This window comes from Pseudonocardia sp. Ae150A_Ps1 (assembly GCF_001932315.1).
Classification (GTDB): Bacteria; Actinomycetota; Actinomycetes; order Mycobacteriales; family Pseudonocardiaceae; genus Pseudonocardia.
The window spans coordinates 655,502-676,030 of record NZ_MCIJ01000001.1 but is presented as its reverse complement, the minus strand read 5'-3'; the positions used below and the strand labels follow the sequence as shown (position 1 = coordinate 676,030).

Below are 20,529 nucleotides of genomic sequence, written 5' to 3'. Positions count from 1 at the left end.
CGGCCGGGACCGATGGCGGGCACGGTCGGGCCGGACGTACCTGTGCTCGGTCGGCGTCCGCCGTAGCGTCACGCCTCCGGCCCGGCACCCCGTCCGACAGGAGGTTCCGCATGCGGACAGACCGGACCCCCACCGGAGCGGAGCGGAGGCGAGGGGCGCTGCTGGTGGTGCTCGCCGTCGTCGCGGTGGTGTTCACGCCGGTCCCGGCGCACGCCGAGGGGGCGCGACAGGACGGACCGGCCGGACCGCCGTTCTCCGTGGACGGTGGGAACTGGTCGGGCTACGTCGTGACGGGCTCCGGGTTCCGGTCGGTGTCGGCGCGGTGGACCGTGCCGGACGTCGCGTGCACGGCCGGTGCGACGCCGTTCGCACCCTGGGTCGGGATCGACGGCTACGGCAGCAGCACCGTCCAGCAGACCGGTGTCGCGACGACCTGCGTCGGCGGCGAGCCGGTCCACCGTGCGTGGTTCGAGATCGCGCCCGCCCCGGCGGTGTACCACTCGATGACGGTCCGGACCGGGGACGAGATCGCGGCCGAGGTGGTCCGCAGCGGCGACGCGTACACGATGACGATCCGGAACCTCACCCGTGGCGACAGCCGCAGCGTGGTCAGGACGCACGCCGGGGCGAACGTCTCGGCCGAGGTCGTGCTGGAGGCGCAGCAGGGCGCGTTCCCGAGGTTCGGGTCGGTGCGGTTCACCGGGGCGACGGTCGACGGGGAGTCGATGGGTGCGCGGTCGGCGACGGCGATCGACGCGACCGACGGGAAGGGCTTCATGACCGCGACGGGCCGGATGTCCGGGGACGCCTTCACGATCCGCCAGCTCCGGGGGTAGCCACCGGGTTCGGAACCAGGTGAGTACGGGCGCAGCGTCAGTCCTCAGCCGTCCGCCGGGCCGGCGCGGGAGCCGGGCCGGCCGTCCCGGAGATCGACGGGGACGCCGGGCAGTGCCGCCCACAACGCGTCCGGGTCGTCGAACCGGCCGTCGGGGAGGGTGGCGAGCAGCTCGAGCAGAGCGGGCCGGGCACCCTCGGCCGCGGCGTGGGTGACGAGTGCCGACCGGGTGGGCCGGTCGTCGTCGAACGCCTCCCCGACGAAGTCCAGGACCTCGATCCGGGTCACCGGGACCCGGGGATCGTCGAGGGGGATCCCGAGCTCGTTCTCCGGACCGTGGTCGCGCTGCATGGCCGGAGAGTCTCGACGGGGCGTGCTGTGGGGGCCCTGAGAAGCTGTGGCCGCCCTGAGAGCACGGCGCCACGGCAGCGAACCCTCGCACACGATCGTGCGCGGACTTCGTTCCGGATTCGCACCGTCGTGGTCAGTCCGGCGATGCGGTGGTCCGCATGGTGGAACGCCGGGCTCCGGTTCAGGAGATCGCGGACGACCTGCGTCCGGCGTCGCCGCCGAGGTGCTCGGCGAAGTGCCGCTCCATGGCCCGGTAGAACCGGATCTGGTTCTCCGGGTTGGCGAACCCGTGGCCCTCGTCCTCGGCGAGCAGGTACTCCACGGGCACGCCGCGCTCCCGCAGGGAGGCGACGATGTTGTCCGACTCGGCCTGGACGACGCGGGCGTCGTTGGCGCCCTGGGCGACCAGCAGCGGCGTCCGGATCCGGTCGACCATGGTGATCGGCGAGCGGGCCAGCATGTCGGCCTCCTGCTCGGGGACGTCCGGGTCGCCGACGTACCGGTACCAGGCGTTCACCTGGTACGGCCGGACGAACGGCGGCAGCGTCCGCATGAAGTTCGCCAGGTCGGAGATGCCGACGTAGTCCACGGCGGCGGCGAAGTGGTCCGGTGTCACGGTGACGCCGACGAGCGCGGCGTACCCGCCGTAGGACCCGCCGTAGATGCCGAGCCGTGCCGGGTCGGCCCAGCCCTGGGTCACGGCCCACTCGGTGGCGTCGATGAGGTCGTCGTGCATCGCGCCGGCGAGCTCGCCGATCGCCGCGGTGATGTGCCGCCTGCCGTAGCCGGAGGACCCGCGGAAGTTGACCTGCAGCACCGCGTAGCCGCGGTTGGCCAGGAACTGGACCTCCGCGCTGTAGCCCCAGGTGTCGTGCACCCACGGTCCGCCGTGCGGGAGCAGCACGAGCGGCAGGCGCTCGGGCCCGGCGCCGACCGGCCGCGTCAGGTAGCCGTGCAGCGGTAGCCCGTCCCGGGCCTGGAAGCTCACCGGCTCCATCGGGGCGAGCGCGGCCGGGTCCAGGTGCGGGTAGGGGCGGAACAGGATCCTGCTCTCGCCGGTGGAGTGGTCGTAGAGCCAGGTGACCGCCGGGTCGCGGTCGTGGACGAAGGTGGCGATCCAGCGCTGCTCCGACTCGTCCGAGGAGAGCGTGCCCAGCACGCCGTCGGACAGCTTCTCCAGCTCGGCGTAGACCTCCGCGAAGTGCGGGTCGAGGACCTCGATGTGCGGCCGTTCGCCGACGAAGCGGGCGGCGATCACCTCGCCGGTCCGGCGGCTGGTGAACACGGTCGGCGGCAGCACACCGGGAGCCATCAGCCCGAGGGTGCAGAGGTCGTGGCCCTCGACGGCGGCGACGACCGTCTCCTCGCCGGTCTCCCGGTCGACGCGCACCAGCCGCAGGTCGTCGGAGTCCTGGTAGGAGCCGAGCAGCAGGCCGGAACCGTCCGGTGTGACGAGCTGGGGCTGCACGCCCAGCGGGTGCTCGGGGCCGCTGATGCGGCGCAGCAGGCGTCGTTCGTGGGTCTCGGGGTCGACCGCCGAGAACTCCCAGGTGCCGTCCTCGGTCAGCAACGAGTGGAAGACGGGCGCGCCGTCCCGGTCCACCAGGTAGTTGCCCCGGGGCTCGGGCTGTTCGAGCAGCAGCGTCGTCTCGCCGGTCGCGACCTCGATCCGGAACAGGTCGACCGACAGGGGGTTGCGGTTCATGCCGACCAGCACGTTCCCGGGCTGCGACTCCAGCGGGTCGACGCCGACCACGCGCGAACCCGGGTCCATCGGGGTGAGGTCGACGGCCGGCTGGTCGGGAGCGTCGAGATCGACCCGGTAGAGGTGCCAGTCCTTGTTGCCGTCGGTGTCCTGCTCGTAGAGCAGCCAGCGCGGGTCGTCGGTCCAGTGGTACTTCGTGATGCCGCGGCGCGAGTCGTGGGTGACGCAGACGGCGTCGGTGTGGTCCTCGTCGATGCCGCGGACCCAGACGTTGCGCCGGCCGAGGTGCGGGCCAGGTAGGCGATCCGGGTGCCGTCGGGGGACAGGGACGCGCCGGAGAACACCGGGTCGGCGAAGAACTCCTCGAGCTCGATCCGCGTCGGTGCCTGCTCGGTCCGGCCGGGTGCCTGGGTCATCGGTGCCCTCCTCGGTGTGCGCCCGGGGGATCTCCACGGCGCGCGGTGACGGGGCCATGGCAACGGGTGCCGTCGCGGCACACTCAAGCGGGCGTGGCGCGGGTCACAGCCAGGTCCGGCTCGGAGCAACGGCGGACCGGCCACCGCCCAGGCCGTTGGTCCCTTCCCGGGCCCGGTGCCGGTACCTACTCTTCGGCCCCACGACAGGTGCCCCGGCGCCCTCGCGAACGGCCTCCGGCCTCGGTCCGGGGCCGTGCGGCCGGCGGCGGGACGAGGCCGCGCGACCACCGTGGCGGGACGGCAGCACGCGGTCCCCGCCTCCGCCGGCAGGACGACGTCCGCACCGCACGGACACGCGGGCCGGACGCGCCGGCTCCCTACCATCACCGAGAGGACACCACCATGACCATCGGGCCCGTCCAGCTGATCGTTCTCGGCTTCCGCGATCCGGACTTCCACGGCCGGATCCTCGACGAGCTCGAGCGACTGCGCAGCAGTGACACCGTCCGGGTGATCGACGCACTCGCCGTCTACAAGGACGCCGACGGCGAGCTCGAGGCGATGCATCTCAGCACCCTGTCGGCCGAGGAGGCCGCCGAGCTCGGCAGCACGGTCGGGGCCCTGATCGGGCTGGGCTTCGACGGCGAGCAGGGGATGGAGGCCGGTGCCGTCGCGGGCGCCGAGGCGGCCGCCGACGGTCCGGGCCCCGTGGCGGACGACGACGAGTGGGACGTCCTCGCCGACATCCCGCCGGACTCCGCCGCCGCCGTGCTCCTGCTGGAACACCGCTGGGCCGTCCCGCTGCGGGACGCGATCGCCTCGGCCGGTGGCTTCCGCATCGGAGACGGGTTCATCGGCCCCGAGGACCTCGTCGAGATCGGTCTGCTCGCCCGCGAGGAGGCGGACCGCCACACGCTCGACGCGGTGGGCGCCAACACCTGAGCACGGCACCCCCACCACGACGACACCCCCACCACGACGACACGACGACACGACGACGGAGGCAGGCATGTTCGCGACCCGCAGGATGGCCCGGCGCACCGCGCGCCGGACGGCACGCCGCGTGACGCGGCGCGAAGCGCGCCGGCGCTGAGTGCCCGGCGCTGAGCCACCGGCGCCGGGTCACCGGGACGCGTCCACCGGCGGTGACTCCGCCCGGCGGCCGACCACGGCCAGCCGGGCGGTCGCCACGTGCGCGACCGTGACCGCGACGATGACCAGCGGCATCAGCGCGAGGCCGTCGGCGCCGAGCAGGAGCGTGGCCAGGAGGACCGAGGTGAGGGGCAGCCGGAGCACCGACACCGTCATCGCCCCGATGCCGATCGCGATCCCGGCCACGAGCGGCAGCCCCGGCAGGTGCGAGGCGGCGATGCCACCCGCGGCGCCGAGGAACATCGCCGGGAACGTGGGGCCACCCCGGAAGGCGCTCATCGACACCGCGTAGGCGACGCCCTTGCACACCAGGAGGAGCAGCAGGGCGCCGACCGTGTAGCCGGCCTGGCCCCGGATGAGGGGGCTCATCCCGTCCTGGCCGGAGAACAGCACGTCGCTCCAGCCGTGACCGGTCAGCGCCGTGTACAGGACGGCGCAACCGGCGACGGCCAGGCCGGCCGCGGTGGTGAGCACGACGGGTCTGCCCTCGACGAGGGAGCGCAGCAGCACCGCCAGCCGCTGGAGCCCGGTGCCCAGCACGGCGGCGACCAGGCCGAGCGCGACCGCCCACCCGAACTCGGCGACGGTGGGCTGCCCGAACGGGGGCAGGTCGGGCAGGGCCAGGGAGAACGTCCCGAGCCCGGTCAGCGAGTCCAGCCCGAGGAAGATCAGCGAGCCGATCCCCGCCGCCAGCAGGCCCGGGACGAGCACCAGCCCGAGCGTCGCCCCGCCGAGTCCCGACGCCTCCATCAGCAGGAACGCGCCCAGGAGCGGAGAGCCGAGCAGGGTGCTGACGGCCGCGAAGCTGCCCGACGAGGCGACCATCGTGGCGGCCGGTGGCGGGAGCGGTCGCCGGGCCAGCCGGGTCGCGCACACCCCGAGCCCGCCCCCGAGGGCGATCAGCGGGGCCTCGGGCCCGAGCACGGCGCCGAACACGAGGGTGGCCAGCGCCGCCGCGGCGATGCCGGGGAGCTCGCGCGGGAGCGGGGCGGCACCGGTGTGGAACCCCCCGGCGGGGGAGTGGCCGCCGTGCCCGGGTAGGAACCGGACCGCGGCCCCGACCAGCAGCCCGGCCAGCACCAGCGGCGGGACCGGCCACCACAGCGGTGCCGCACCGAGCCCCAGCGCCGGTGGCAGGTCCGTAAACAGCCAACGCTGCAGGAACGAGACCAGCGCGAGGAAGCCGTAGGCGAGGGCGGAGACCGGGATCCCCAGCAGGGCGGCGAGCAGCAGCAACCGGACGTAGCCGCGGCTGCGCAGGACGGCGGTCGGATCGGTTCCCGACGGATCCATTCGCCCTCCCCGCGCCGCGGCCGGTCCGCTCACTGCAGCGTCGGCACCGGGTACCGGTGTGCCATCACCCACCGGGGATGAGTTCGCGGGACGGGCTCCCACGGCGGCGGGCACCGTCCGGCGGGGTCACGGGTACCGAGGTCCGATGGCCGGAGTCGTCGGGTCTTCGGCCCCTGGAGTGCGGCCGGGAGGGGCGCGATCGTGTCGCGGCGTGCGGCCGGGACGGTGGCCGGCGATCCGTCCTGTCCGAGGGCCGGAGCCGTTCGAGCGAGGGAGCCCGGATGTCCGCCGTGGACGAACTGACCGAGCTGGTCGAGCGGGCCGGTGCGGCCGAGCGGGCCGCGCTCGCGTCGAGGTGGAAGGAGCGCGCCGACGTCGACGCGCTGCGGCGGCACGTCCGGCGGGCCATCGCCGCTCAGCACGAGTCCGAACGGCTCTCCACCGGCCCCGCGCCGAGCGCTCGCCGGGCGCGGCACCTGGCTGCGTTCCTCGACGACCCGGACGCACCCGGCGACACCGGTCGTCCGCCGGCGGAGGCCGCCGCCCCGCTGCCGGCCGTGACCGCCGAGGACGCCGTGCGCGCCGAGACCGACGCGCTGGCCGCCGTGAGCGCGGCACGCCTGGCCCTGCTCGACGCCCACCTCGCCGTCCTCGACGCCCGCGTGGCCCGGATCGACGCCGGCGCCGGCGATCCCGGGGCGGTCGAGGTGGACGGCCACACCCCGCTGACCGGCCGCAACGCGGTCACCCGGCACGGGCCGGCCCTGGCGCACGGCCTGTCCGGGGAGATCCGGTACATGCTCACCCGCAGACCCCGCTCGATCCTCAGGAGCCTGGCGGTGACGCTCGCCCTGGGTCTGGGCTACCTCGGCTTCATCCGCCTCGTCGAATGGGACCGGGCCCAGGCCTGGCTGCCCTACCTCGGCCTGCTGGCCGTCTCCGTCGTCATGGGTGGCGCGGTCTGCCTCAACGCGATGAGCTTCGACGCCATGCGCGTGCGCGCGGCGCTGGACAGCGGTGCCCGGCTGTGGCACCTCCTGATCACGAAGAACCTCGCACTGGTCGCGATCGTCGCACCGATCGGGTTCCTGCTCAGCGCCCTGCTCGCCTGGCGGGCCGGCAACCTCGCCGCGTTCTTCACGGCCTGCGCGTTGATGATCTCCTTCATCGTGCTGTGGCTCGGTGTCGGCAACGTCCTGTCGGTCGTCGTCCCGATCCGCGACGAACCGATCCTGAACCGTCGCAAGGACGGCACCCTCCGCCAGTTCGCCATCGCCTTCGCTGTGTCCTACGCCATCGGTTACCTGGTGAACCTCATGCTGCTCTGGCGGGCGTTCGCCGCCCAGGAGATGGCGGCGCGGCTCGGCAGCGCGGTCCTGCCGGCCGTCCTCGTCGTCCTGAGCAGCATCGCCATGTGGATCCTGCTGACCGTCGTCGCGGTGGCGCTGGCCCAGCAGCCCCGGATCCGCCGGACCCTCATGAAGGAGCTCGCCGACTACGAGTCCGGCGCGGAGGCGCGGGCGTACGCCTCGGCGGCGGGACCGCGCGGCACGGCGACCACCGGGGTGTAGCCCGGCGGGCGTGCCGGACCGGGTCCGGTCGCTCCGTCCGTCCCGTTCTGCCCCGCGCCCCCAGAGTCTTGACATCGTGACGCGCACTGGGCACCGTACGTGGAACCGGTTCCATGGAACCGGTTCCACAAGGAGGTGTCATGGCGACCATCCGCGATGTCGCGGCGCGCGCCGGGGTCTCGCTGGGCACGGTGTCCCGCGTGCTGGCCGGCAGCACCGCGACGTCCGCCGCGTCGCGGGAGCGGGTGGCCGAGGCCGTCGCCGAGCTCGGGTACGTCCCGAACGCCCGGGCGGGGTCGCTGCGCCGGGCCCGCACGGACACGGTCGGGATCCTGGTCTCCGACGTCCGCAACCCGTTCTTCGCCGAGCTCGCGCACGCCGCGGAGCAGGAGGCGCTGCGGCGGGGGTCGGTCGTCATGCTCGCCAACGCCGACGAGGACGCCGAGCAGGAGCTCACCTACCTGCGCGCCTTCGGCGAGCAGCGGGTCGACGGGATCCTGCTCGCCCCGCAGTCGTCCGACGCCGATCGCTACCTGCGGGCGGCGGCGGACCGTCCACTGGTGATGGTGGACCGGACCGTCCGGGGGGCCGGGATCCCGCACGTCGCGGCGGACAACGCCGGCGGGGTCGGGCAGGCGCTCGAGGCGCTCGCCGCCCGCGGGCACGAACGGATCGGCTACGTCGGCGGGCCGGCGACCCTCTCCACCGGCGCCGAGCGCCGGAGCGCGTTCCTGACCGGGCGCGCCGAGCGCGGGCTCGCCACGGACCCCCGCCTGATCGAGGAGGGGGACTTCCGGCCCGACAGCGGCGGCCGCGCCCTGGCGCGCATGCTCGACGCCGGGGCGTCGCCCACCGCGGTGATCGCGGCCGACGGGCTCATGGCCATGGGCGTGCTCGCCGAGCTCCGCGTGCGCGGGCTGCGCGACCGGATCGAGCTGCTCTCGTTCGACGACCTGCCGTGGTTCGCCGAGGTCGAACCGCCCGTCTCCGCGATCGCCAACGACGCGACCGAGATGGGCAGGCTCAGCATGGCCCTGCTGCTCGACGCGATCGCCGGCCCGAAGGGCGACGGCGGGCCCGAGCCCGACCGGCTCGTCGTCCCCACCCGGCTGGTCGACCGGTTCCGCGGGGGAGCCGCATGACCGCCGGCCGGGTCGTGGTGGTCGGCAGCATCCACGTCGACGTCGTGCTCGCCGTCGACGCCCATCCGGAGCCGGGGGAGACCGTGCGCGCACGCAGCGCCGCGGAGCACCTCGGCGGGAAGGGCGCCAACCAGGCCGTCGCGTCGTCGTCGGCGGGCGCCCCCACCCGGATGATCGGGGTGGTCGGCGAGACCGACGGTGCGCGTGCGGTCGCCGAGCTCGACGCCCGGGGTGTCGACACCTCCGCGGTCCGCGCGGTCCCGGGGGCCGGGACAGGGCGCGCCGTGGTGACCGTCGACGGCGCCGGGGAGAACCGCATCGTCGTGTCCTCCGGCGCGAACCTCCACCTGGACGCCGGGGACGTCCGGCCGGCACTGGCCGGCCTGGTGCCCGCCGACGTGGTCCTGCTGCAGAACGAGATCCCGATCGAGACCGCCCGGGCGGCGGTGTCGGTCGCGCGGTCGGCGGGCGCGCGGGTGGTGTGGAACGCGGCACCCGCGCCGCACGGTCCGGCGGACCTGCTCGACTGCGACGTGCTCGTCGTCAACGAGGGCGAGCTGGCCGCGGTCCGGACGCTCGTGGACGGCCCCGCCGGTGCGCCGCCGGTCGAGGCCGTCCGGGCCGGACTCGGTACCGACGTCGTCGCGACCCGCGGCGCCGCCGGCTCGGTGTTCGCCATCGGGGACGCGACCGGCGAGGTGCCGGCCCCCGTCGTGCCCGTCGTCGACACCACCGCGGCCGGGGACACGTTCGTCGGCTACCTGTGCGCCGAGTTCGTCCGCTCCCCGGGCGGTGCCGCCGCCGACGCGATCCGTGTCGCGACGTCGGCCGCCGCCCTGGCGGTGACCCGTGAGGGCGCCGCAGCCTCCATCCCCACCCGAGACGCCGTCACCGGCAGTGCCGGTGCCGCCCCAGGAAGGAACCCGTCATGAAGGTCTCACTCGGAGCCGACCACGCCGGCTTCCCGCTGAAGCAGTTCGTCCGCGAGGCGGTGGAGAGCCTCGGCCACGAGGTGCTCGACCAGGGGACGCATAGCGAGGAGCCGGTCGACTTCCCCGACATCACCGCGGCGACCTGCCGCCCGGTCCTGGACGGGACCGCGGACCGGGCGATCCTGGTCTGCGGCTCGGGGGCCGGGGCGATCATGGCCGCCAACAAGATCGACGGCATCCGCTGCGCGCTGGCCCACGAGCCCTACAGTGCCCACCAGGCGGTCGAGCACGACGACGCCAACGCGATCGCGATGGGGTCGTGGCTCGTCCCGCGGGCCCTGGTGCCCGAGATCGTCGAGCGGTTCCTGCACGCCGCGTTCGACGACACCGAGGAGACCCGCCGCCGCGTCGCGAAGCTGCAGGCCCTCGAGGGCGGCGACCCGGCCGCGCCGGGCCGGATCTGACCGCGCGTCCGCACCCGAATCAACGGAGATTCCGATGACCACTCCCGACTCCCCTCCGGCCCCGGGCGCTCCCCGCTCGGTGCGCGGCACCAAGGACCGGCGCAAGACCGCGATCGCCGCGGCGGTCGGCACCAGCGTCGAGAACTACGACTTCGTCGCCTACGGCACCGCGTCGGCGCTGTACTTCGGGGCCGTGTTCTTCCCCGACGACGATCCCGTCGTCGGCACCCTGCTCGCCTTCGCGACCCTCGCGGTCGGGTTCGTGATGCGTCCGATCGGCGGGGCCGTCGGGGGCTACTTCGGGGACCGGTTCGGCCGCAAGCCGGTGCTCGTGACCGCCATGATCGTCATGGGTGGCGCGACCTTCCTGATCGGCGCGCTGCCCACCTACGCCCAGGTCGGCGTCCTCGCGCCGATCCTGCTCACGCTCATCCGCGTGATCCAGGGGCTCGCGTTCGGCGCCGAGTGGGGCGGGGCGGTGACCATGGCCTACGAGCACGCCCCCTGGCACCGACGGGGCACCTACGCGGCCATCCCGCAGGCCGGCAACCCGCTCGGGATCGCCCTGCCGAGCCTGATGTTCTTCCTCAGCTCGGGGCTGCCGGGGGACTGGCAGTGGCGGGTGCCGTTCCTGTTCAGCGCGGTGCTGGTGATCGCCGGCATGATCGTGCGCGCGAAGCTCGGCGAGTCCCCCGAGTTCGAGGAGGTCCGGGCGAGCGGGCGCACCGAACGCAACCCGGTCCGGACGGCGCTGCGCCGCGACTGGCGTGGCATCCTGCGCGTGATCGCACTGCGCGTCGTGGAGTCCTTCGCCTACTACTCGACCGCGACCTACCTGCTGAACCACATCAGCTCGCAGCACCCCGGGCTCGAACCCACCCTGCTCGGGGCGGTGACGGTGGCCAGCGTGATCGCCATCGGCATGACGTTCCTGGCCGGCGTCGTCTCCGACCGGGTGGGCAGACGGCCGGTCTACATCGGTGCGTGCGTGGCCGCCGCGCTGTTCGGGTTCCCGATGTACCTCCTCACCGAGGGCGGTAACCCGGTCCTGGTGGTGCTGGTGTTCGTGATCGGCATCGGACTGATCCACGCCGCGCTCACCGGCACCCAGGGCGCGTTGCTGACCGAGCAGTTCTGCGCCGCGACGCGCACGTCGGGTGCGTCCCTGGGCTACCAGCTCGCCGCGTCGCTCGGCGGGTTCGCGCCGCTCCTCGCCGCGCTCCTCGCCGGGGCGTTCGGGTGGCCGGGTGCGGCGATGCTCTACGTCGCCGCCGCGCTCATCGGGCTGGCGGGGATCCTGCTCACCACCGAGACGTGGGGTCCGCGCCGGCGGGCCGAGGTCGCCGAGCTCGTACGCGAGGAGGAGCGCGCCGCCGCGGTGACCGCCTGAGGGGCGCCGTCGCCGGCCCCGCGCTCCGGCGGGGCCGGCGCGCTCCGGCGGGGCCGCGGCGCCCCACCGGGCTCAGGCGGCGGCGCCCTGGACCTTCGTGGCGAGCAGCTCCCAGCTGCGCCACCAGCTCTCGCGCCGGGGCGCGAGCCCCGCGACGATCAGCTCGTCGGCGTCGGCGCGGGTGGTGAACTCGTCGAGGTACCGGGCGACGGTGTCGGGTGTGCCGACGGCGCTGTAGCGGGTCATCGACCGGATCTGCTCACCGGCCGCGCTGTCGAGCACGGCATCGGTCTCGGCGTCGGTCAGCGAACGGCCGCGGCGGCCGGTGAACAGGCGCACCCGCTGGCGCTGGGCCTCCCGGAACTGTGCCTCCGCCTCGTCGGCCGAGTCGGCGGCGATGACGTTCACCCCGGCCAGCACGCGGGGCTCGGAGAGTTGCTCGGACGGACGGAACTCCTTGCGGTACAGGGCGACGGCCTGGTCCAGCGCGTCCGGCGCGAAGTGTGAGGCGAACCCGTAGGGCAGCCCGAGCAGCGCGGCGACCTGAGCCCCGTAGAGCGAGGACCCGAGGATCGACAGCGGTACACGGGTGCCGCGGCCCGGGTAGGCGTGGACGTTCGGGACGAGGCTGTCCTGTGCGAGGAAGGCCTGCAGCTCCCGGACGTCGGACGGGAAGCGCTCGGACGCGCTCGGGTCGCGCCGCAGGGCGCGCACCGTCTCCTGGTCGGTGCCGGGCGCACGGCCCAGGCCCAGCTCGATCCGGCCGGGGTGCAGCTCGGCCAGGGTGCCGAACTGCTCGGCGACCTGCAGCGGCGAGTGGTTGGGCAGCATCACGCCGCCCGAGCCGAGGGTGATCCGCTCGGTGCGTGCGGCGACGTGCGCGATGAGCACGCTGGTCGCGGCCGACGCGATGCTGCCCATGTTGTGGTGCTCGGCGTACCAGATCCGCCGGAAGCCCCAGTCCTCCGCGCGCTGCGCCAGCGTCGTGCTGGCCTCCAGGGCCTGGGCGACGGTCTCGTCCCGGGAGACGGTGGCCAGATCGAGGATCGACAACGGCAGTGGCAGGGACACGGCGGTACCTCTCGTTCGGGAGCTCGTCCTCCCTCCCAACAACGAGAGGCCGCTCGCACTTCCCGTTCCGGGCGGATCGGCCGGCGACGGGCTCAGCCCTGGTCGACGACCGGCGCCGGTGCCTCCGCGACCGGGCTGGTCTCCCGGTCGCGCGCCCCGTGGAACAGCACGTTCAGCAGCACCGCGGCGACGGCGGCCGCGCTGATCCCGGAGTCGAAGACCGTCCGGAACCACTCCGGGAAGCCCTCGTAGAAGTCGGGTGACGCGATCGGCAGCACGCCCAGTCCCAGCGCGACCGCGACGATCACGAGGTTCGCGTGCCCGTCGAAGTCGACCTTCGCCAGCGACCGGATCCCGGACGCGGCGACGGTGGCGAACAGCGCGAGACCCGCGCCGCCGAGCACGGGCTGCGGCACCGAGGCGATCACGGCGCCGAGCTTCGGGAACAGGCCGAGCACCATCAGGATCGCGCCGCCCGCCGCGACGACGAACCGGCTGCGGATCCCGGTGATCGCGACCAGGCCGACGTTCTGCGCGAACGCCGACGCCGGGAAGCTGTTGAGCAGGCCACCGGAGACGGCGGTGGACAGCGTGTCGGCCCGCAGGCCGGCGACGACCCGCCGGCCGTCCGCCCTGCGGTCGACGATCTCGCCGACGGCGAGCAGGTCGGCCGTCGTCTCCGTCATGATCACCAGCATCACCACGGTCATCGAGATGATCGCGGCGACGGAGAACTGCGGCGTCCCGAAGTGGAACGGCGTCGACACCGCGAACCACGCCGCCTCCCCGACGCGGGAGAAGTCGGCCATCCCGAGGACCGCGGCCAGCGCGGTGCCGGCGACCAGCGACAGCAGGATCGCGATCCGGGCCAGGAACCCGGGCAGGAACCGGTAGATCAGCACGATCACGAGCAGGGTGAACCCGGCGAGCCCGATCGCGGCCGGGTCACCCGGCTCGCCCTCGGACGCCCCCGACGCCCAGCGGACCGCGACCGGCAGCAGCGAGACACCGATGACGGTGATCACCGTCCCGGTCACGACCGGTGGGAACAGCCGGATCAGACGGTGGAACAGCGGCGCGAGCAGGAAGCCGGCGACGCCGGCGACGAGCGTCGCGCCGAAGATCAGGGTGAGCCCCGCCCGGCCGCCGCCGGCCCCGGTGCCGATGGCGATCATCGAGGCGACGGAGGCGAACGACACGCCCTGCACCAGCGGCAGCCGCGGGCCGATCCGCCAGATCCCGATCGTCTGCAGGAGCGTCGCCAGCCCGGCGACGAGGAGGGTCGCGGCGAGCAGGTAGGAGATGTCGGCGAAGGGCAGGCCGAGTGCCTGGCCGACGATCAGCGGGACCGCGACCAGGCCCGCGTACATCGTCATGACGTGCTGCAGGCCGTAGAGCAGCAGCGTCCCGGTGGGCAGCACCTCGTCGACGGGGTGCACCTCACCGGACGGGCGGGGGCGCGGCAGCCGCAGCCGTCGCACGCCCCTCACCAGCCCTGGCCGGGATCGAAGGCCGGTCCCGGGTCGGGGGTGTCGTCGCGGCGGACGGTGCCCTCGATCAGGCCGTAGGGCCGGTCGTCGGCGTGGAAGACCTCACCGGGGTTCTTGAGCCCGAACGGGGAGAGGTCGATCAGGAAGTGGTGCTTGTTCGGCAGCGAGAAGCGGATCTCGCCGATGCCGGGCCCGTCGGCGAGCACCCGGGTGCCCATCTCGTGGAGCGTCTGCTGCAGGGCGAGGCTGTGGTGCCCGGCGAACGCCGACGTCATCGCCGCGACGGTGCCGGCGTGCGAGGCGTTCCAGTCGTCCGGGTCCTCGGCGTGCCACCACTGCGCGGTCACCTCGGTCGCCATCACGCGGTCGGTCGTCTCGGCGAGCGTCGTGTAGCGGTCGGCGTAGAAGGTGTGGAACTCCGAGTCGGTCGTCTTGAGCACGACGAGGCCCTTCACCCCCGACGTCACCCACTCCGCACCGGTGGCAGCGCGAGTGACGGTGGTGGTGCGGGTGTGGCCGCCGTCGCGGGCGAACGCGTGCGGGTGCGGCGCGCCGTCGTGGTCGAGCCGGCGCCACGGGAAGGTCTCGATGTTCACCCGGACCCGCTCCACCTGCGGCACCGCGGCGAAGTGGCGGGCCAGCTCCCGGCCGAAGACCTCCGGGGTGCGGGCGGCGTCGCCCGCCTCCTTGGCGAAGGCGTTGACCGTGTTCTTGACCGCGTCGGTGGTGAGGACGCGGGTGTTGTCGCCGGTCAGGTGGGTGTCGGCGAACTGCCCCGACAGCGCGACCGAGACGTTGTGATCGGCGATCTCGTGCGGGTCCGCGTCACGGAAGATCCGCACCACGCGGACCTCCGCCTTGCCGTACTGCGTATGACCGAGGACGGGCATCGTGGATCAGCTCCCGAGATAGGTGGAGTAGGAGTACGGCGACAGGAGGAGCGGGACGTGGTGGTGCCGGTCGGTGCGCTCCGGGCGGAACGCGATCGACACCTCGGGGAAGAAGGGGCTCGGTGCCTCGAAGGTGATGCGGTGGAGCTCGCCCGCGGTCAGCGCGGCGGTCTCCGGGGCGCGCCAGCGGCCGTCGTCGTCGGTCCGGCCGGAGGCGAGGACCGTGCCGTCGGCCCGGGACAGCACCACCGGGACGCCGGTGGCGGGCACCCCGCGCGCGGCGTCGAGGACGTGGGTGGAGAAGCTGCTCATCCGGCCAGCACCTGCCGCATCCGCAGCTCGGTGATCTCGGCGAGCTGCCCGGCCGCCTCGGTCCGCTCGGTCGCCGGGTCGTTGCCGAGGCGCCGTTCGAGTTCGGCCAGGACCTCCCCGGCGTCGCGGCCCGCGGCCCGGATCAGGAACACGTGACCGAACCGGTCCTCGTAGGCGGCGTTCCCGGCGGCCAGCCGCGTGGCGGCGTCCCCGCCGGAGCCGGAGCCGATGCCGGACTGCTCCCGCCGGGAGAACGCGGCGCCATCGGCGTGCGCGCCGCCCGGGCGTTCCCCGATGCGGGGGTGCCCGGTGAGCGCGGCGTCGATCTCGGCGGCGTCGAGCGCGAGGACCGCCTTCCCGGCGGCGGCGACGGCGTCGTCGACGCCGGCGAACGGCCGCCCGGCCAGCAACCGCCCGGCCCACGCGGGAGAGGTGTTGCAGGCGCGGAGGACGGCGGCGAGCTCGTCCGGCGGCGCGGTGTTGAGTCGGTCGAGGGTGAGAAGGTCCGGCATGGCCCTGCTCCCGTGCTTCCGTGCGGAAGATTCCGCATGATGGAAGCGTGATTCCGAACTGGGATCAGTGTTCGTTCCGCGGCGAAGCGTGTCAAGGGTCACTCCTGGAACACCCCGGGTCCGCTCCGCCGAACAGCCCTGCCGGGCGCGGCGCCACCGGCGGACCATCACCCGCCATGGACACCGAGGTCGCGCTCACCACCGGCTGGGACGACGCCGTGCCCGTCGGGGACAGTCTCGCCCGCCGGTTCGTGCACGCCTACGCCGACCGGATCGTCGCGATGGCCGACCGGACCGGCGAGCGGTTCCGCCGGACCGACGGCGCGGTGCTCGCCGATCTGGGGTCGCCGTTCGGGTACGACAACGCCGTCGTCCTGACCCGGCCGCCGGACCCGTCCGGGCTGGACCGTGTGCTGGACGAGGCGTGCGGCTTCTTCCCGCCGGAACGCTGGTGGGTGCTGCTGTCGCTGTTCCCCCTGCCCGGGGACCCGGGGCACGGGCTCGACCCGGTCGGCCACCCGCCGCTGATGCTGCGCCCGCCGGCCCCGCTCCCGTCACCCCCGGCCGGGCTGGAGATCCGGGTGGTGCCCGACGCCGACCCCGGCGACTTCGAGGACGTCCTCGTCGACGGCTACGGGCTCGCCGACCTGGGCCGCCCGGCGGCGGCCGATCCACGCCTGACCGGCGGGCTGCTGCACCTCGTCGTCGGCTACGCCGACGGCCTGCCGGTCGCGACGGCAGGCTCCGCCGTGCACCACGACGTCGTCGAGATCGACTGGGTCACGCCCCTGCCCGAGCACCGCGGCCGCGGCCACGGCCGCGCCGTCACGGCGGCGGCGTGTGCGGTCGCGCCGGACCTGCCCGCGCTGCTGCTCTCCAGCGACGACGGCCGGCCCGTCTACCACCGGCTCGGCTTCTGGGACCTGTTCAGGGCGACCATGTGGGAGCACCCGGCACCCTGACCCCGACGCGCCGCGTGCGGGCGCAGCGCGTCCCGTGGGTTCAGTGGCCGGCCGGCAGCGCAGGCGGCTCGCCGGTGCGCTCGTACTCCGCGAGCAGGTCGATCCGGCGCTGGTGGCGGCCGCCCTCGAACTCCGTGGTGAGGAAGGCGTCCACGATGGCCTCGGCCTCCTCGACCGGGTGCATCCGGGCGCCGATCCCGGCGAGCCGCGCGTCGTTGTGCCGGCGGGCGAGCCGGGCGGTGTCGACGCTCCACGCCAGCGCGGCGCGGGCGCCCGGGACCATGTTCGCGGCGATCTGCTCCCCGTTGCCGGACCCGCCGATGACCAGACCGAGACTGCCCTCGTCGGCGACGACGCGCCGGGCCGCCTCGACACAGAACGGCGGGTAGTCGTCGTCCGCGTCGTACGCACGGGGGCCGACGTCGATCACGTCGTGGCCGAGGCCGGCCAGGCGCCCGGCGAAATGGGCCTTCAGTTCGAAGCCCGCGTGGTCGGAGCCGAGGTAGATGCGCACACCGGCAGTCTAGGAGCGGATCCGGCCGGCCCGGCATCGAAAGCCGTTATGGCCGTGGTCGGCGTTCCTGATGGCTCGCGGTGAACGGCGTCACCCGGGTGGCGGACCGGTGCCGGACTCCGGTTCGGCCCGCGGGCCGCCGGTGCCCGCATGCCCTCCACTCGTGGGCCCCGGGCCGCCGTTCGGCACCGATTGCCGACTACTTGTTCGAGGGCGGTTGCGACGGATCCGCGCGGTCGACGAAGGTCGTTCGGGACCGCGGAAAATCGTGGTGTATTCCTCGAAGAAATCGCGGCTCACGACAGCGAGGAGGAAGAAAATGCAGTGGGAAACTCCGCAGTACACGGTCGTCGAGGTGTGCGCTGAGGGCACCGGGTACTTCCACCGGGGCTGAGGGGCACGGGGCTCGTTCTGCTCCACCGGGTCGACGCGAGGCGCCCGCCTCGCGTCGGCTCCCCGGTGGTGTCGAACGGTCCAGGGTGGCCGGGCACGCGACGTGGCCGAATCGCGACACCGTCGTCGCCGGCCGATCGGGGGAGGACGACGATGCCCGAGCATCCCGACACACACGTCTACCGCACCTACGACCGGATCATGGACAGCGCCCGTGAGCAGGCGGGGAGCGGCCGTGCCGGCGGATGGTGGCCACACCGGCTCGACCTCACGCCGTTGCGCAGGCACCGGCCCGCGGACGCCGGCTATGCCGAACGGTTCACCTCGATCGATCTCGACGAGCTGGCCCGCGACATCGACGAGGTGCTGACGACGTCGCAGGACTGGTGGCCCGCCGACTTCGGACACTACGGGCCGCTGGTGCTGCGCATGGCCTGGCACTCCGCAGGCACCTACCGCACCGGTGACGGCAGGGGCGGTGCCGGTGCCGGGATGCTGCGCTTCGCCCCGCTCGACAGCTGGCCGGACAACCGCAACCTGGACAAGGCGCGCCGGCTGCTGTGGCCGGTGAAGCAGAAGTACGGGCGCCGGATCTCCTGGGCCGACCTGATGACCTTCGCGGGCAACCGGGCGCTGGAGTCGATGGGCTTCACGACCTTCGGGTTCGGCGGCGGTCGTCCTGAGGTGTGGGGGCCCGACGAGACGTACTGGGGGCCGGAACGCACGTGGCTGGCCGAGGAGCGCTACCGCGGGCTGCACGAGCTCGACGAGCCGCTGGCGGCCAGCGCGATGGGGCTCGTCTACGTCGATCCGCAGGGTCCGGCCACCAACCCCGACCCGGTGCTCGCCGCCCGCGACATCCGCTAGACCTTCCGCCGGATGGGGCTCGACGACGAGGAGACCGTGGCGCTCATCGCGGGCGGGCACACCGTCGGGAAGACCCACGGCCCGGTGGACCCGAACGTGACCGGGGGACCCGAGCCGCAGGCCGCGCCGCTGTCCGCGCAGGGTCTGGGCTGGCTCGGCGGGCACGGCACCGGAGCCGGGGCGGACACGGTCACCAGCGGGCAGGACGGCACGTGGACGCGCACGCCGGTCACGTGGGACCACACCTTCTTCGACACGCTGTTCATGTCCGGGTGGGACATCGAGCTCAGCCCGGCGGGCCAGTGGCAGTGGGTCCCGAGCGACGGTGCCGGCGAGGGCACCGTGCCGGACGCCGTCGACCCGGACGTCACGCACCGGCCGGTCATGCTGACCACGGATCTCGCGCTCCGGGAGGACCCGGCGTTCGAGGCGCTCTCCCGGCGGTTCCTGGAGGAGCCGGACCGGTTCGAGGACGCGTTCGCCCGGGCATGGTTCAAGCTGACCCACATCGACATGGGCCCGGTCGGCCGGTACCTGGGCGCGCTCGTCCCGGCCGAACCGCTGATCTGGCAGGACCCGGTCCCGGAGGTCGACCACGACCTGGTCGACGCCGGCGACATCGCCGCCCTCAAGGCCGACATCCTCGCCTCCGGCCTGACGGTGGCCCAGCTCGTCGCCACGGCGTGGGCGTCGGCGTCGACGTACCGCGACAGCGACAAGCGCGGCGGCGCGAACGGGGCGCGGATCCGCCTCGAGCCCCAGTGCGGCTGGGAGGTCAACGACCCCGCACAGCTGGCTGTCGTCCTGTCCGCGCTCGACGCCGTCCAGGAGCGGTTCCACGCCTCGCAGACCACGGGCACGCGGATCTCGATGGCCGACCTGATCGTGCTCGGTGGATGTGCGGCGGTCGAACGGGCCGCCGCGGCCGGTGGTCACGAGATCGCCGTGCCGTTCCGCCCGGGACGCACCGACGCGACCCAGGAGTGGACCGACGTCGAGTCGTTCCGTGTGCTGCGGCCCCGGGCGGACGGCTTCCGGAACCACCCGGGCGAGGACGCCGGCGTGCCGCCGGAGCACCTGCTGGTGGACCGGGCCGGCCTGCTGACACTGACCGCGCCCGAGATGACGGTGCTCGTCGGCGGTCTGCGGGTGCTCGGAGCCACCCACCGGGGTTCCCCGGTGGGCGTGCTGACCCCGACGCCGGGGGTGCTGACGAACGACTTCTTCGTCCACCTGCTGGACGGGGGGACGGAGTGGGTGCCGGTCCGGCACGGGGAGGCCCACCCGACGGTCTACGAGGGTCGCGACCGGCGCACCGGCGCGGTGCGGTGGACCGCGAGCCGCGTCGACCTCGTCTTCGGCTCGAGTTCCGAGCTGCGCGCGCTCTCGGAGGTCTATGCCGGCGACGACGCGGGCGCCATGTTCGTCCGGGAATTCGTCGCGGCATGGGTGAAGGTGATGGAACTCGACCGGTTCGATCCGAACTGACCACCGGTGTGACCGAAAGGGGTGTGCGTGTTCCGGCGACGTGGCCGGTACGAACGGTATGTCATTCCGGGTGAACGGTGGATCGGGCCCGGATTTCGGTGAGATATTCCGGAACAGTGCGTTCCGGGGTAGAGTTCGAATCAGTCACAGGCTCCGCGGGGAAGACGAGAATCCGCGCCTGTGACCGGCGTGCCACATCACTCTGGAACGTGGCGTAGCGCTCGCGCGCAATCAATTCCGCGACACCAGTCGATGTGCTCATTTCTCGATGACGAGGAGGTGGAGTCCGATGACGATCGCCCAGGAGCGGGAAGACCTGCTGGCCGAGCTCGGCGGACAGAACAAGGCGACCATCGGTGCCGTGCTCGGCACCGGCGAGATCGCCAAGGCGACCGAGCGTGCCGACGGGACGATGGAGGCGACCATCAGGATCCCGGAGGACGCGATGGTGTGGGAACCGGCGGTCCTGATCATGCCGCACGGCGGCACGCTCGAGCTGACGATCATCAACGATGACAAGAACACCCACGCCTGCCTGCTGTCCAGCAACGGTGACAGGCAGTTCATCTCCCTGGTGAACCACTCCAAGGGCAGCGCGACCCTCGAGCTCGACGGTCCCGGCTGCTACTGGTACGGCTCGCCCGCCGGCAACGACGAGGGCCGGGGCCTGACCGCCGCCATCGTCGTGTCCGGTGAGGTGCCGCCGGAGGCCAAGCTCGACCGACCCGCCCAGCCGCGGCCGTAGAAGGGCAGCGATCACCATGACCATCGAGTACGTC

18 protein-coding genes and 1 pseudogene are annotated in these 20,529 nt (G+C 73.7%); 10 read left to right on the top strand and 9 right to left on the bottom strand.

Annotation, left to right across the window (positions count from 1 at the left end):
• Positions 1-110 precede the first annotated feature (110 nt).
• Entirely contained in the window at positions 111-836 is a 726-nt protein-coding gene (locus tag Ae150APs1_RS03010; RefSeq protein WP_170918035.1) for a G1 family glutamic endopeptidase, read from the top strand.
• Positions 837-880: 44 nt separating this feature from the next.
• Here Ae150APs1_RS03010 and Ae150APs1_RS03005 read toward each other — a convergent pair whose 3' ends face one another.
• Both Ae150APs1_RS03005 and Ae150APs1_RS03000 read right to left on the bottom strand, forming a co-directional pair.
• Complete coding sequence (locus Ae150APs1_RS03005; protein ID WP_075295623.1) at positions 881-1,186, bottom strand: DUF2795 domain-containing protein; 306 nt, start codon at positions 1,184-1,186, stop codon at positions 881-883.
• Positions 1,187-1,367: 181 nt separating this feature from the next.
• The gene (locus Ae150APs1_RS03000) at positions 1,368-3,344 is read right to left on the bottom strand and encodes an alpha/beta fold hydrolase (RefSeq protein ID WP_249266190.1); all 1,977 of its coding nucleotides are present in this window, start codon (positions 3,342-3,344) and stop codon (positions 1,368-1,370) included.
• A gap of 365 nt (positions 3,345-3,709) precedes the next feature.
• Here Ae150APs1_RS03000 and Ae150APs1_RS02995 point away from each other — a divergent pair, with 365 nt between their 5' ends.
• Positions 3,710-4,249: a hypothetical protein gene (locus Ae150APs1_RS02995; protein WP_075295621.1), complete on the top strand. Its 540-nt coding sequence runs from the start codon at positions 3,710-3,712 to the stop codon at positions 4,247-4,249.
• Between the two features lie 180 nt (positions 4,250-4,429).
• Here Ae150APs1_RS02995 and Ae150APs1_RS02990 read toward each other — a convergent pair whose 3' ends face one another.
• On the bottom strand, positions 4,430-5,752 hold the full coding sequence (locus Ae150APs1_RS02990) for a chloride channel protein (RefSeq protein ID WP_075295619.1): 1,323 nt from the start codon (positions 5,750-5,752) through the stop codon (positions 4,430-4,432).
• A 281-nt stretch (positions 5,753-6,033) separates the two neighbouring features.
• Here Ae150APs1_RS02990 and Ae150APs1_RS02985 point away from each other — a divergent pair, with 281 nt between their 5' ends.
• The 5 genes from Ae150APs1_RS02985 to Ae150APs1_RS02965 all read left to right on the top strand — a co-directional run bounded on the left by Ae150APs1_RS02985 (position 6,034) and on the right by Ae150APs1_RS02965 (position 11,251).
• On the top strand, positions 6,034-7,323 hold the full coding sequence (locus tag Ae150APs1_RS02985) for a hypothetical protein (protein ID WP_075295617.1): 1,290 nt from the start codon (positions 6,034-6,036) through the stop codon (positions 7,321-7,323).
• 140 nt (positions 7,324-7,463) lie between these two features.
• Positions 7,464-8,465, top strand: coding sequence for a LacI family DNA-binding transcriptional regulator (locus Ae150APs1_RS02980; protein WP_075295615.1), 1,002 nt, complete (start codon positions 7,464-7,466; stop codon positions 8,463-8,465).
• Positions 8,462-9,397: a ribokinase gene (locus Ae150APs1_RS02975; RefSeq protein ID WP_075295613.1), complete on the top strand. Its 936-nt coding sequence runs from the start codon at positions 8,462-8,464 to the stop codon at positions 9,395-9,397. Before Ae150APs1_RS02980 ends, Ae150APs1_RS02975 begins: the two co-directional genes overlap by 4 nt.
• Positions 9,394-9,861: an RpiB/LacA/LacB family sugar-phosphate isomerase gene (locus tag Ae150APs1_RS02970; RefSeq protein ID WP_075295611.1), complete on the top strand. Its 468-nt coding sequence runs from the start codon at positions 9,394-9,396 to the stop codon at positions 9,859-9,861. The genes Ae150APs1_RS02975 and Ae150APs1_RS02970 overlap by 4 nt, the downstream gene beginning before the upstream one ends.
• Before the next feature lie 34 nt (positions 9,862-9,895).
• Entirely contained in the window at positions 9,896-11,251 is a 1,356-nt protein-coding gene (locus Ae150APs1_RS02965; RefSeq protein ID WP_075295609.1) for an MFS transporter, read from the top strand.
• Between the two features lie 72 nt (positions 11,252-11,323).
• On the opposite strand, the gene Ae150APs1_RS02960 is transcribed toward Ae150APs1_RS02965, so the two are convergent.
• From Ae150APs1_RS02960 to uraD, 5 genes are all read right to left on the bottom strand, one after another.
• A complete protein-coding gene (locus Ae150APs1_RS02960; protein ID WP_212567280.1) occupies positions 11,324-12,316 on the bottom strand; it encodes an LLM class flavin-dependent oxidoreductase in 993 nt (330 codons plus the stop codon).
• Between the two features lie 98 nt (positions 12,317-12,414).
• Positions 12,415-13,803, bottom strand: coding sequence for a nucleobase:cation symporter-2 family protein (locus Ae150APs1_RS02955; protein WP_075295605.1), 1,389 nt, complete (start codon positions 13,801-13,803; stop codon positions 12,415-12,417).
• A gap of 5 nt (positions 13,804-13,808) precedes the next feature.
• Entirely contained in the window at positions 13,809-14,702 is an 894-nt protein-coding gene (gene pucL, locus Ae150APs1_RS02950) for a factor-independent urate hydroxylase (RefSeq protein WP_075295603.1), read from the bottom strand.
• Between the two features lie 6 nt (positions 14,703-14,708).
• Positions 14,709-15,014 carry a hydroxyisourate hydrolase gene (locus Ae150APs1_RS02945; RefSeq protein ID WP_010242315.1) on the bottom strand — a complete coding sequence of 102 codons (306 nt, stop codon included), beginning with the start codon at positions 15,012-15,014 and terminating at the stop codon, positions 14,709-14,711.
• Positions 15,011-15,526 (bottom strand): 2-oxo-4-hydroxy-4-carboxy-5-ureidoimidazoline decarboxylase, encoded by a 516-nt coding sequence (gene uraD / locus Ae150APs1_RS02940; protein WP_075295601.1) that lies wholly within the window; start codon positions 15,524-15,526, stop codon positions 15,011-15,013. Before uraD ends, Ae150APs1_RS02945 begins: the two co-directional genes overlap by 4 nt.
• 176 nt (positions 15,527-15,702) lie before the next feature.
• On the opposite strand from uraD, the gene Ae150APs1_RS02935 reads away from it, so the two are divergent.
• Entirely contained in the window at positions 15,703-16,488 is a 786-nt protein-coding gene (locus Ae150APs1_RS02935) for a GNAT family N-acetyltransferase (protein WP_075295599.1), read from the top strand.
• A gap of 40 nt (positions 16,489-16,528) precedes the next feature.
• On the opposite strand, the gene Ae150APs1_RS02930 is transcribed toward Ae150APs1_RS02935, so the two are convergent.
• The gene (locus Ae150APs1_RS02930; protein WP_010242309.1) at positions 16,529-17,002 is read right to left on the bottom strand and encodes a ribose-5-phosphate isomerase; all 474 of its coding nucleotides are present in this window, start codon (positions 17,000-17,002) and stop codon (positions 16,529-16,531) included.
• 594 nt (positions 17,003-17,596) lie between these two features.
• Here Ae150APs1_RS02930 and katG point away from each other — a divergent pair.
• Positions 17,597-19,750, top strand: a pseudogene (gene katG / locus Ae150APs1_RS02925) (catalase/peroxidase HPI).
• A 289-nt stretch (positions 19,751-20,039) separates the two neighbouring features.
• Positions 20,040-20,495, top strand: coding sequence for an MSMEG_3727 family PQQ-associated protein (locus Ae150APs1_RS02920; RefSeq protein WP_075295597.1), 456 nt, complete (start codon positions 20,040-20,042; stop codon positions 20,493-20,495).
• The last annotated feature ends 34 nt before the right edge of the window (positions 20,496-20,529 follow it).